This is a genomic window from Neobacillus sp. NPDC097160, from assembly GCF_044762155.1.
Classification (GTDB): domain Bacteria; phylum Bacillota; class Bacilli; order Bacillales; family Cytobacillaceae; genus Neobacillus.
In genome coordinates this window covers 119,215-131,531 of the sequence record NZ_JBIWDU010000014.1, presented here as the reverse complement: position 1 = coordinate 131,531, position 12,317 = coordinate 119,215, and the positions used below count along the sequence as shown (strand labels likewise).

At 42.7% G+C, this 12,317-nt stretch carries 11 protein-coding genes; 6 read left to right on the top strand and 5 right to left on the bottom strand.

The window, feature by feature from the left end:
• Positions 1-238 precede the first annotated feature (238 nt).
• From arcA to arcC, 5 genes are all read left to right on the top strand, one after another.
• Positions 239-1,525 carry an arginine deiminase gene (gene arcA / locus ACIQXV_RS19815; protein WP_402961387.1) on the top strand — a complete coding sequence of 429 codons (1,287 nt, stop codon included), beginning with the start codon at positions 239-241 and terminating at the stop codon, positions 1,523-1,525.
• Between the two features lie 25 nt (positions 1,526-1,550).
• Positions 1,551-2,561, top strand: a complete 1,011-nt coding sequence (gene argF, locus ACIQXV_RS19810; protein WP_402961385.1) for an ornithine carbamoyltransferase — start codon at positions 1,551-1,553, stop codon at positions 2,559-2,561.
• A 371-nt stretch (positions 2,562-2,932) separates the two neighbouring features.
• On the top strand, positions 2,933-4,288 hold the full coding sequence (locus ACIQXV_RS19805) for a M20 family metallopeptidase (protein WP_402961383.1): 1,356 nt from the start codon (positions 2,933-2,935) through the stop codon (positions 4,286-4,288).
• 24 nt (positions 4,289-4,312) lie between these two features.
• The gene (locus ACIQXV_RS19800; RefSeq protein WP_402961381.1) at positions 4,313-5,803 is read left to right on the top strand and encodes a YfcC family protein; all 1,491 of its coding nucleotides are present in this window, start codon (positions 4,313-4,315) and stop codon (positions 5,801-5,803) included.
• An 89-nt stretch (positions 5,804-5,892) separates the two neighbouring features.
• Positions 5,893-6,855: a carbamate kinase gene (arcC, locus tag ACIQXV_RS19795; RefSeq protein ID WP_402961379.1), complete on the top strand. Its 963-nt coding sequence runs from the start codon at positions 5,893-5,895 to the stop codon at positions 6,853-6,855.
• A 170-nt stretch (positions 6,856-7,025) separates the two neighbouring features.
• On the opposite strand, the gene ACIQXV_RS19790 is transcribed toward arcC, so the two are convergent.
• Both ACIQXV_RS19790 and ACIQXV_RS19785 read right to left on the bottom strand, forming a co-directional pair.
• Positions 7,026-7,637: an undecaprenyl-diphosphatase gene (locus ACIQXV_RS19790; protein ID WP_402961377.1), complete on the bottom strand. Its 612-nt coding sequence runs from the start codon at positions 7,635-7,637 to the stop codon at positions 7,026-7,028.
• 290 nt (positions 7,638-7,927) lie between these two features.
• Positions 7,928-9,175, bottom strand: coding sequence for an MFS transporter (locus ACIQXV_RS19785; RefSeq protein WP_402961375.1), 1,248 nt, complete (start codon positions 9,173-9,175; stop codon positions 7,928-7,930).
• A 395-nt stretch (positions 9,176-9,570) separates the two neighbouring features.
• Between ACIQXV_RS19785 and ACIQXV_RS19780 the strand changes: the two genes are divergently transcribed.
• On the top strand, positions 9,571-10,038 hold the full coding sequence (locus tag ACIQXV_RS19780) for a hypothetical protein (RefSeq protein WP_402961373.1): 468 nt from the start codon (positions 9,571-9,573) through the stop codon (positions 10,036-10,038).
• Here ACIQXV_RS19780 and ACIQXV_RS19775 read toward each other — a convergent pair.
• The 3 genes from ACIQXV_RS19775 to ACIQXV_RS19765 form a co-directional block, all read right to left on the bottom strand.
• The gene (locus ACIQXV_RS19775; RefSeq protein WP_402961371.1) at positions 10,035-10,412 is read right to left on the bottom strand and encodes a 2Fe-2S iron-sulfur cluster-binding protein; all 378 of its coding nucleotides are present in this window, start codon (positions 10,410-10,412) and stop codon (positions 10,035-10,037) included. The genes ACIQXV_RS19780 and ACIQXV_RS19775 overlap by 4 nt on opposite strands.
• Before the next feature lie 3 nt (positions 10,413-10,415).
• Complete coding sequence (locus tag ACIQXV_RS19770) at positions 10,416-11,264, bottom strand: family 1 encapsulin nanocompartment shell protein (RefSeq protein WP_402961369.1); 849 nt, start codon at positions 11,262-11,264, stop codon at positions 10,416-10,418.
• A 370-nt stretch (positions 11,265-11,634) separates the two neighbouring features.
• On the bottom strand, positions 11,635-12,207 hold the full coding sequence (locus tag ACIQXV_RS19765) for an IMEF encapsulin system ferritin-like cargo protein (RefSeq protein WP_402961367.1): 573 nt from the start codon (positions 12,205-12,207) through the stop codon (positions 11,635-11,637).
• Positions 12,208-12,317 lie beyond the last annotated feature (110 nt).

Genomic DNA, 12,317 nt, shown 5'->3' with positions numbered 1-12,317 from the left:
TTAATTTTAGAACTTTATCTGTGAACTTATTATGTCATTCAGCCATTATTCAGGGTATTACTTTTGAAAAGACTGATTCTTATTGAAAAATACATATTTATACAAGTCTATTTATGCGACTGACAAAAAAACGTTAGGATTATTACATTTTGTATGTAAGGGTGCTTACAAAAGAAAGGGTTTACATCACTTAGAATGAAGGTGTAGCAAGGAAAGATTAAATAAAGGAGGAAGAATGATGAGCAGTATTGTAGAACTAACTTCTCAGCGGGACACCCAAAATAAATTAAAGCATCCGATCCATGTTACCTCGGAAATCGGTACTTTACGAACTGTTTTACTGAAACGGCCAGGTAAGGAAGTCGAAAATCTAACGCCTGAATACCTGCAGCGGCTTTTATTCGATGATATTCCTTATTTACCGATTATCCAGAGAGAGCATGATTATTTTGCCGAGACATTAAAAAATCGAGGCATAGAAGTCCTATACCTCGAAAAATTGGTGGTTGAAACATTAAGTAATCCAGAGATAAAAAAACAATTTGTTGATGATATATTACGAGAAAGCAAGGCAAATGTCAACGGCGCTGCCAACGTGTTAAAGGAATATCTTCTTTCTTTTTCGACGGCTGACATGGTGGACAAAGTGATGAGTGGGATTTTGAAAAAAGAGATAGAACCAGAGAAGAAATCTCACCTTTACGAATTCATGGAGGATCACTATCCATTCTATTTGGACCCGATGCCGAACCTCTATTTCACCCGTGATCCGGCAGCAAGCATCGGAAACGGCTTATCGATCAACCGGATGCGGGAACCGGCACGAAGGCGTGAATCGTTGTTCATGCAATACATCATCAAACATCATCCACGCTTTGCCGGTCATGATGTTCCAGTCTGGTTAGACCGTGACTTCGGCTTCTCGATTGAAGGCGGCGATGAGCTTGTTCTTAATGAGAAAGTAGTGGCCATTGGTGTTTCCGCCCGAACTTCTGCTAGAGCGATTGAAAAATTAGCCCTTAATCTCATTAAAAAGCAAGATTCGATTAAAAAAGTTGTCGCCGTGGAGATTCCAAAATGTCGTGCTTTTATGCATCTTGACACCGTGTTTACGATGGTAGATTACGATAAATTTACGATTCACCCGGAAATCCAAGGTCCACAAGGCAATATGAATGTTTATATTCTCGAAAAAGGTGTGGATGATGAACACGTCAACATCACCCACCGCACCAACCTTCAGGAAGCATTGAAGGAAGTTTTACATCTAGACGAGCTTATTTTAATCCCATGCGGCGGCGGAGATGAAATCGCGGCTTCCCGCGAGCAATGGAATGATGGCTCCAATACATTGGCGATTGCCCCAGGCGTCGTTGTCACCTATGACCGCAACTACATCTCCAATGGTTTATTACGTCAGCATGGTATTGAGGTAATTGAAATATTAAGCTCGGAATTGTCCCGCGGCCGTGGCGGCCCTCGCTGCATGAGCATGCCGATTGTTCGAGAAGATTTACACAAATAAATTTTTAAAAAGGAGAAAGATGACTATGTTAATCACTGCACCTCAATTTTATGGAAAAAGCTTTCTTTGCGAAAAAGATTTTTCAAAAGAAGAGTTTGTTTATTTAATCGATTTAGCGATGCAATTGAAGGATGAGAAAAAGCATGGAATTTCACACCGCCATTTGGAAGGAAAAAATATCGCGTTGCTTTTTGAAAAACCATCAACTCGCACTCGCTGCGCTTTCACTGTTGCATGTACCGACCTAGGCGCACACCCTGAATATTTAGGAAAAGATGATATCCAGCTTGGTAAAAAAGAATCGATTGAAGATACGGCTAAAGTATTGGGCCGCATGTTTGACGGCATCGAATTCCGCGGCTTCGAGCATAAAAAGGTGGAAATGTTGGCGGAGCATTCAGGTGTACCGGTTTGGAACGGCTTGACCGATTTATGGCACCCAACGCAAACACTCGCTGACTTCTTAACAGTTAAAGAAAACTTCGGCCGCCTTGAAGGAATTAAATTTGTCTATGTGGGCGATGGTAGAAATAATGTGGCCAACAGCCTGCTTGTTGGCGGCGCCCTTGTCGGCATGGACGTTCGGATTTGTGCACCTGAATCGTTGTTCCCTGCTCCGGAAATTGTGGAGCTGGCTCGTGAGTTAGCTGGGCAATCTGGCGGCCGCGTAACAGTTACTGCGGATGTTGAGGAAGGTGTTGCTGGAGCGGATGTGATTTACACTGATGTTTGGGTGTCTATGGGGGAAGAGGCGAAGTTTGCTGAAAGGATTGCCATGCTCTCTCCATACCAAGTCACAATGGACATGGTGAAAATGACAGGCAATGACAATATGATTTTCCTACACTGCCTCCCTGCCTTCCATGATCAAGAAACAAGCTACGGTAAGGACATTTTTGAAAAACACTTCCTTGCGGAAATGGAAGTAACCGACGAAGTCTTCCGCAGCGAGCATTCAAAGGTATTTGATCAAGCAGAAAACAGGATGCATACGATTAAAGCCGTCATGGCCGCTACACTTGGGCATTTGGAATAACTCTGATGTGTTCTAAGCGACCGTAATCGGGAAAAATTGCCCTTGGCGGTCGCTTAGATCGGTTCTAATCGACCGTAATTGAAAAATATGACCTTGTTTGGGCTTTTAGAGCAGTTCTAAGCGACCCTTTTCATGAAATATTACTCTGTTCGGGCGTTTAGAGCTCTTCTAAGCGACTGTTCTCATGAAAAAGTACCTTGTTCGGGCGTTTAGAGCTCTTCTAAGCGACCGTTCTCTTGAAAAATTACCTTGTTCGGGCGTTTAGAGCTCTTCTAATCGACCGTTCTCATAAAAAATTACTCTGTTCGGTCGTTTAAACCACGACCGAACATATAAAAATCATCTTAATAAATGTGTAATGGAGGAAACGTATGGACAATATCTCCGAAGCATTCATTCCTGAGCTGCGAAAGATCGAAAAAGATTTTCATCAAGCGTTAATAGAGCTCATTGCAATCCCGAGTGTAATAAATGAAATCGATAGAGATACCCCTTTTGGTAAAAATATTGACTGGGCCCTAAGAAAGACTCTAGAAATTTGCGAGGAGCTTGGTTTCCGCACGTATTACGACCCGAAAGGTTATTACGGCTATGCCGAAATCGGTGCTGGTGAAGAAATGATTGGTGTCCTTGGGCATCTTGACGTTGTTCCCGCAGGAAGCCAGGATGAATGGGTAACTCCACCCTTCCAGGCCACGATCAAAGATGGAAAAATGTACGGCCGTGGCACACAGGATGACAAGGGTCCGACACTTGCCGCCCTATTTGCCACGAAAGCGTTGATGAAACTTGGGGTTACTTTTAATAAAAGAGTTCGATTTATTTTCGGGACGGACGAAGAAACGCTGTGGCGCTGCATGAACCGCTACTGTGAACTCGAAGAAATACCGAGCATGGGGTTTGCACCTGACTCCGTCTTCCCGCTCGTTTACGCCGAAAAAGGCCTGCTCCAGCTGCATTTAGAAGGGAAAAACGAAACAAAGCTCCTGCTGCAGGCTGGCAATGCCTTTAATGCGGTGCCTGACACCGCAACATACACCGGTGAAAAGCAAGCTGAATTAATGGATGCATTGGATAAGTTAGGTTTTTCATATGAAACAACTGGTAATAAGGTAGTTCTTTTAGGAAAAGTGGTCCATGCCCAGGTAGCGGAAAAAGGCATTAATGCCATTAATCGCCTCCTAATCGGCTTAAAACAGATTGGTTATAGCTCTAAAACCATCGAGCTCGTCAATGAATTGGTCATGGAAGATCCTTACGCGGTGAAAATTTTTGGCGACTGTGAAGATGAAGCGTCAGGAAAATTGAAATTCAATGTCGGAAAAATTGAGTTAAACGAGGAAGTCGAAAGATTATCAATTGATATCCGCATCCCGGTGACAGCCGATAAACAAGTGATTGTGGATACACTTACCCAAATCGCCAAGGAATACGGCTTGGACTACAAAGAATTCGACTACTTAAAATCGATTTATGTACCGAAGGATCATTTTTTAATTCAGACACTAATGAAGGTGTATCAAGAGGTAACAGGTGATTTTGTTTCAGAGCCGATTTCATCAGGCGGCGCCACTTACGCCAGAGCGATGGATAACTTTGTTGCCTTTGGAGCGATTTTTCCACAGCAAACGAAAACCGAGCATCAGCCGAACGAACACATCGAACTTGCAGAAATGTTTAAGGCCATGCACATATATGCCAAAGCAATCTACCATCTATCCCGCTAGAACAATTTTATGGGGGAATTTCCGATGAAAAAATTAAAGATGCCTACTGCCTATACGTTATTATTTTTGATTATTGTCGTCATTGCTGCATTAACCTGGGCCATCCCCGGAGGAAAATACGATACAAAAGTGGATAAAGCGACACAACAAGAAATCCCGGTAGCTGGAACGTATAATCAGCTGCCAGGTAAAGAGCAAACCCCTCAAGGTGTATGGGAAGTATTAAATGCGCCGATTAACGGATTTTTTGATGCTAAAGATATCGCCCTGTTCGTGCTCGTCATCGGCGGCTTCCTTGGAGTGGTGATGAAAACAGGTGCGATTGATGCCGGGATCTCCCGGGTCATCCGAAAATTGAAGGGCCGAGAGCAATGGCTGATCCCGATCCTGATGGTTCTTTTTGCAATCGGCGGTTCGACTTACGGGATGGCCGAAGAAACCATTGCCTTCTATCCGATCTTGATCCCAGTGTTGATTGCAGCAGGATATGACGCGCTAACAGCGGTATCGATTATCGCTCTTGGTGCCGGTATCGGCTGCTTAGGTTCGACCGTTAACCCATTTGCAACAGGGATTGCCTCCGGATTTGCCGGAGTTTCCATTGGTGACGGGATGGGGCTTCGCCTAATTATCCTAGTTGTTACCTTAATCGTTACGATTCTGTTTGTAATGCGCTATGCAAAAAAAGTGAAAGACGACCCGTCCAAATCACTGATTGCCAATATGAAGACGGAAAATGAGAAGCATTTTTTAACACAGAAAACTGAGGATATTGAATTCACCGGCCGCCGTAAAGCTGTACTTTGGGTATTCGGGTTAACCTTTGTCGTGATGATTTTAGGGGTTATCCCATGGGCCTATAAATTTAATATTACTATTTTCGAAGATTTGGTCAAAGCAATAGGAAAGATACCATTTATCGGTAAATTACTTGGTGGTATGATCCCGCTCGGTGAATGGTGGTTCGGGGAATTAACGATGTTATTCTTAACCTCCTCCATCATCATTGCCTTTATTTTTAAAATGGGTGAAGAGAATTTCACCAGTACATTTATCAACGGTGCGCGCGATTTATTAGGTGTTGCCATTATCATCGGGATCTCCCGAGGCATCACCGTTGTCATGGATGCCGGCGGAATGACCGCAACCGTGCTTCATTGGGGCGAAGGGGTGCTAGATAATATGGGTTCCATCCTGTTTACGAATCTATCATTCTTATTTTACTTGCCATTATCGTTCCTAGTGCCATCGACATCAGGACTTGCGACTCTTTCGATGCCGATTATGGCGCCACTGGCGGACTTTGCCGGAATCGGCAGGGATTTGGTGATCACCTCCTACCAAAGTGCTTCAGGGATTGTGAACTTACTTACGCCAACAAGTGCAGTAATCATGGGCGCACTCGCCATTGCACGCATTCCATATAGCACCTACCTTAAACACGTTTGGAAACTGGTTTTAGTGTTATCTATCATCGTCATGGTGATTATGAGTGCGGCTGCCTTGATGAGTTAAGACTCACATGTAGGAAGATGATAGAGGCGGTGTGAGGAATTCGTTGTTACACCGCCCCTTTTCATACTAAACGAAGAGGAGACATCGATATGAAAAGACAAAAAGTGGTCATCGCCTTAGGCGGAAATGCCATTCAATCTGGTGACGCAACGGCTGAAGCTCAGCAGCTGGCACTTGAAAAAACAGCACGTCAGCTTGTAGATTTTATCGAAAAAGGAATTGATATTATTATTTCCCATGGAAATGGGCCGCAGGTTGGGAATATATTGCTGCAGCAGGCTGCCGCCGATTCTGTAAAAAATCCAGCGATGCCGCTTGATACATGCGGGGCGATGAGTCAGGGGATGATTGGCTACTGGATGCAAAACGCCATGGATAAGGTTTTAAAGGAACGCGGTATTTTGAAAAATGTCGTGACGGTTGTGACTCGAGTAGTGGTCGATCAAAATGACCCTGCATTTTTAAATCCTTCTAAGCCGATTGGTCCTTTCTACAACGAAGAAGAGGCGCGGAGAATCATGGAAGAAACAAATACCTGTTTTAAAGAAGATGCCGGACGCGGCTGGCGGCGGGTTGTGCCTTCACCGAAGCCTGTAAGCATTCGCGAGCATTCGGTGATCAATTCCCTCGTAGAGCAAGGGAACATCGTCATTTCTGTCGGCGGCGGCGGGATTCCAGTCATAGAGACAGATAATGGATTACTCGGAATCGAGGCGGTGATTGATAAAGATTTTGCTTCACAAAAACTGGCAGAGCTAGTTGATGCCGATGCTCTCATTATCCTCACCGCCGTCGACAATGTGTATATTGATTTTAATAAACCAACGCAGAAGAAATTAGAAGATATAAGTATTGAGGAGCTGCAGACATATATTTCGGGCGGGCAGTTTGCAGCGGGTAGTATGCTTCCTAAAGTTGAGGCCGCGATATCGTTTGCCGAAACAAGTCCTGAACGAAAAACAATTATTACCTCATTGGACCAGGCCTTTCATGCAATGGAGGGAAAAGCGGGAACGATTGTCAGTTTACATGGTGCTGGAGTTCTTGCATAAACAGGAAAAAACCTCTTTGAATCTGGGTTCAAAGAGGTTTCTTTTTTAAAAAAAGCTGAATTTCTGGTTTAAAATTACACTTAAATAGCTGCTGATTTTACTAAGTGACTCGTCTATCGGCGAATTCGACCATTCTATCGGCGAATCTAAAAAAGCATCAATCTTTTCCTTTAATAATGATTGGACTGATCTTCAGTCTTCGCTTTTATCGGCAGTAAGGATTGCTCCACTTTTTCATATTTCGTAAGGATAGTTGTAACAAAGCTGAGCCTTGGAACAAGCCAATAAGAAAAGACAGCTGCACAAATTCCAATTAGAGCGCCGGTAAGAACATCGCCCGGATAGTGAACCCCAACCATGATCCGGGAGATACCAACTATAACAGCAACGATCAGCCAGATCCATCCCTCTTTTTTGCGTACTAACCAAAATGAAAAACAGATGGAGAAAAACAGGATGGAGTGGTCACTCGGAAAGGCATTGTCGACCGCATGGGCAATAAGTTGGTTTACATGTGGCAGCTCGGCAAATGGCTGGTTGTGGTAATACATGGTTCCGGCGATTTTTCCAAGGACTTCGGCAATCACAAAAGCAACTCCACCTTGGATCACCATCATTCTATTTTTATTGGTTCGTGTAAACCAATATACTAACATACCTAATGCTAAAACAAAGATCATGTAATCGGCCATAAAAATGGCAATTGGATCTAGGGAAACGTTTTTTATTCCTATATCATTGATCGCTCGAAAGGCATCTATATTTACTTGTGAAATAGACATATTTGATTTTTCACTCCTGACTCATAACTTTTTTTCAAGTGCACCGTATTATTATCGGGTAATCTGGATTAATTTGTCCTTAACCATTTCTTAAATTTGTCTTAAATCACAATTAAACAACTCTATCAAATGGAAAAATACAAAAAATTAAACTTGGGGATATTTCGAATAAGTACAAAACCGTAGTAATAATAGTGGGAGTAGTAGTTTTGGTGACAATAGTAATATTGGTGACAGGCACCATTACTACTATAAAGAGCAGAGATATCAATTTCTCTGCTCTGCTATTGCTATTTTGAACTGAGGATTTCAGGCTTGGTTTGCTGTTTTTGATTGTATAACGGTAAGATGAAGAGTAAACCGATGATGAAAAAGACGGCCGATGTTTCAAAGGTTGTGACCAATGAAAATTGCTCTTTTAAAATACCGGCGATACTCATCGTTATGACCATTGATCCGGCGAACAGCGGGCTTAAGATCCCGTTTACCCTGCCGATAAAGGCCTCTTCTGTCTTTTTCAAAATCAATGTATTGATTCCAATTTGAATACACGGCATCATCAGACCATTGGCAAACTCTGCGATCAATGTAATCCATAGGTTTGTCGACCAGCCCATAACAGCTATGCCGATTCCATTGACAAGCATTCCAAAAACAAGCAGCCTTTGTGGCGCCACATTTTTTGCAAAAATCATCGCTGCCGCCCCGCCGATGATCATCCCGACCCCATTGACCATAAATAACCACTGAAGGTTTTCCTTTGGCAGGTCTAATTGTTCGGTGACAAGGAAAATGGATAGTGGGTTAATGAAGCCAATTCCCAGCCCTGCAGCCATGAAACATAGGCCTAATAAGCTCAACTCCCTTTTTCCAAGAACATATTTAATACCGCTTTTCATTTCCTGCAATAATGTCGAGTCACCCACTTCTTCTAGCGGGCGGTCCTTTGGCAAGAATCCAAGTGCTGCGGCTGAAAGTAAGAAGGCAAGGCCTGTAATAGCAATCGAGACATCAATGCCAAACGATTGAAAAACGAACGTTCCAATCATAGGCCCTAAGACCATAAATAAAGCAAAGACCGTTTGATAGACAGACATCGCTGCCTGCACTTGATCTGGTAACAAATGCATTTTAAATAATTTCATCCCTGATGGCTGGGAGAATTGTGAAAGGATCGCCGAGATTAACGTCGCGAAAAATACTACCTTCCACGTTCCGAAAATAAGGGTGATCAGCACGACAAATATCGATACCGCGCTCAAAATATCGCACCAGACCATTGTCTTTTTCGGTGCCCAGCGATCCGCAAAGGTCCCGCCGATAAAGGAAAAGATAAAGATTGGGGCAAACTCTGCCACTGAGATCATTGAGACTGCAAACGCATCACCGTTTGTCTGCTCCATTACAAACAGCAGTACGGCAAAGTTCCGCACCCAAATACCTACTTGTAAAAATAATCCTGACATGATGATAGCGAGAAAGACCCGGTTGCGAAATAAACTTCCTGTTGGTGCTGCTTGTGTTATATTATTTTCCATATAAAAACCTCCTGCATTTTTCTGAACAGGAGGCGGCACAATACAATTTCAAAGCGGCAAAATATCCCTGATAGAGGGGACACTATGATCTTATCGACTTGTATAAAAGTACAGACTAATCCTATTCAGAAAAAAAGATTGTATTTTTTTTCATAAATAATAGGATTATAAGATCATCGTTCCAAGGTCACCCTTCCGTTTTTTGTAAGATTTATTGTAATGGATTTTGAGCATGAAAGCAAGTATTTTCATTTTAGGGATTTTTTAGGTTTTATATATCCTTACATTGATAATGTTCAAATAACCGTCATTATTGATTTGTGATTCCCATTGACAATGATTCTCATTATCTATAAAATGACGAGTATAGACATTACATCGGAGGGGGATACAACATGTTTAACATGCTATTTGGGTTGAAGGATATTCACACAGTTCTTGCAAATCAACGAAAAATCGGCGGTGCAGCTGAAGCAGATTCGATTCGCTTATCATCTGGTGAAACCTACCTAAACCCAGTGTTTACAAATGTTGATATCTCAAAAGGACAATATGTTTCCGTCGGCTTTATTGATGAGGATGGTGCTAACATCATTGCCCATGTCGATCAAATTGCCGTCATTAAAGGCTTGCAGCACAAATTAATCTGCCAGCTCAATAACACTTTTATAAAAGAAATCATGGTCCGCGATACATTGCAGTACTTACAAAGATTATGTGAAGTCAATGCAGGCTTCATTACACCTACTTTTAAAAAAGAAGCATTGAAGCTTGTTCACGATATTAGCGTGAAAGAGCTGAACAGCCACAATATTTCACTGCCGTTTCCTGTTGAAGATAAATTAGTTCGTTTGCATGCCTAAACGAGGTCCGATTGATGGGCCCTGTTTTTTTTAAAAAGAATCTCCGCCTGGCAGGCTAAGCGATACCCGTTGGCGATTTCCTTATTTAGCTTTTTATCTTCTTGTTCATTTGGCTTTGATAGCCCCGATCCTTGGATAACCTTTACTGTGCACTGGCCGCAAGTTCCTTTTCGGCATTTAAACTGGAGCGGCTTTCCCTGATTCAGAGCTGCATCCAGAAGTTTCCCTTTTTCCGGTGAAATCTCAAATTGATTTCCGCCCTGTTGAACGATTATGTTTACAAGCTTGGTTTCTGCGGGTCTTTCTAAAGCCTTAACGACAGTTACCATTTTTCCAGGAATTAGCGATCCTACGGTAAAAACTCGCTGCCCCACCCGTTATTCTCCTATGAATTCCAATGTGCAGATTGCCGAAGGCCGTTTAATCCGTAAAACAACCGTTTCATAAACACGGAATGGGTGGTTCATGCCTTCCTGCCCCATGTACGCGGTATCGAAATCCTCGGAAACAGCCAGGTCTAAATTGTTGCGCCCTGTATTTAGGATGACCCCCGCTCGCCCTTTTAACACAGGTGATTGGAACACCCCATCCGTTACCAGCTCGCGAATATGTTCAATTTCTAAAACATTTGTATCCCTATGTACACGGTGGATAAGTGAATAAAGTTCCGGTGACAGCACAAGGGCAAACGGGCCATTATGGTTCATTTCCAGCAGCTTGCTTCTTGCCTCGACAATATCCTGGAAGGCTGTTCCTGATTCATACCATTCGCCAATCAGATGGGTAAGGCGCCCCTGCACGTTCATTAGGCCCGGGATGTCAAATTCCTTTGCCCCGTGAAAAATCATTTGGTCCTCTAAATTAGCCACATCGCGGGCGGCATTCGCTGCTGGTGAAAAATCAACCGGGATATTCAATACTTTTGCCTGTTCCAAATCACGCCAAAACAAGATGAAATCCTTATATAGAAGCGGAATCGTGTGATTGACGCGTTTACTTGATTCAAAGGTAGTATCAAACGAGCCCTGGATGTCCATTTTGGCTTCGATTGTTTCGGTAAAAATGTCATTGGCAATGCTTTGCATGCCTCGCCCAAGCGGGCCGTATAATTCGATAAAACGGCGGCCAACCAACTGCCTGCGTGCCGTTTCAATGACAGTATTATCTAATTGGCCGAATTCTGGATCCGATAAAGGTGAATCCGGAAATAATTGCGATTTGTTCATGGTTTTTTCCTCTCTTTCTTTGGTTCGGCTTGACTCCTTATGAGTTATTCCGCGGACTAAGGGTAGAATTCCGCGGACTTTTGGATTTATTCCGCGGGTTTTCGCATTAATTCCGCGAGTTTTCGCGTTTATTCCGCCAACTTTTGGATTTATTCCGCCAAACCCTTTTCTATTACCTTTTATATGTTAATTCCGAGGCCTTTTTCTAAAAAAGAGCTCTCTTTCCTCGAGGATTCCGCCAACTTGTGCTGGAATTCCGCCTAACTAATGATTTATTCCGCCAAACTCGAGATTAATTCCGCCAACTTTCTAATTAATTCCGCCAAATTGACACTTTATTCCGCCAAACAGCAATTTTTAAGATACCCTTTTAAAAAAAATACCTCAAACTCCCGACTGTGAATCCTTTTTTTTGTTTAATCGAGGCCGCGGATGGTGAAACAGTACCCGAGCGATCTAAATGATCATGGTGCTCATCGTGATGGGCATGAGGGTCTATGTAGACACTATCAAAACGCATGTTGATTTCATTTAACATCGTCTTTACCTGCTGATAATCCTGGTAAGATACTTCTCGCAGTTGATTTAACATCGTGCTGCGTTCCTCATCGGTAAAGCGAAATAGAGCTAAATCGAGATGTTCAACGAAGTTATGTAAGCCAAATTTTTCAAGATTCAACTCTTGGAGGAGCCGGTTAAATTCATTGTTTGTTGGAGCAAAATCGGCGTCAGGCTTTTCTTTTTCAAACTTATTAATAAGTGGAATCAGCTCCACTAGGCGCGAAAGCCGCTGTTCTTCTTCTTCAAAAATATGATGATAATACAGCCGTTCATGGTCATCCACAGCATTTTGAATCACCGGGTCAAGCAAATTCATAAATTTTTCAATCGCATCATAGGTTGTCGTAAAAATCTGATGGAAAATTCTCAATTCCTCTTTCACTTACACTGCACCCCCAAAATTCAACTACATTTCATTATTGACATGGTATTAATTTTTAAAACAGCAGAAAACCGAATAACTCCCGTTTTCTCGAAACATAATAACTATGT

Bases quoted from the DNA above. Each gene is read 5' to 3' on its own strand.
- ACIQXV_RS19800 (WP_402961381.1), top strand. From the start codon at position 4,313: ATGAAAAAATTAAAGATGCCTACTGCCTATACGTTATTATTTTTGATT.
- arcC (WP_402961379.1), top strand. From the start codon at position 5,893: ATGAAAAGACAAAAAGTGGTCATCGCCTTAGGCGGAAATGCCATTCAA.
- ACIQXV_RS19805 (WP_402961383.1), top strand. From the start codon at position 2,933: ATGGACAATATCTCCGAAGCATTCATTCCTGAGCTGCGAAAGATCGAA.
- ACIQXV_RS19770 (WP_402961369.1), bottom strand. From the start codon at position 11,264: ATGAACAAATCGCAATTATTTCCGGATTCACCTTTATCGGATCCAGAA.
- argF (WP_402961385.1), top strand. From the start codon at position 1,551: ATGTTAATCACTGCACCTCAATTTTATGGAAAAAGCTTTCTTTGCGAA.
- arcA (WP_402961387.1), top strand. From the start codon at position 239: ATGAGCAGTATTGTAGAACTAACTTCTCAGCGGGACACCCAAAATAAA.
- ACIQXV_RS19790 (WP_402961377.1), bottom strand. From the start codon at position 7,637: ATGTCTATTTCACAAGTAAATATAGATGCCTTTCGAGCGATCAATGAT.
- ACIQXV_RS19785 (WP_402961375.1), bottom strand. From the start codon at position 9,175: ATGGAAAATAATATAACACAAGCAGCACCAACAGGAAGTTTATTTCGC.
- ACIQXV_RS19780 (WP_402961373.1), top strand. From the start codon at position 9,571: ATGTTTAACATGCTATTTGGGTTGAAGGATATTCACACAGTTCTTGCA.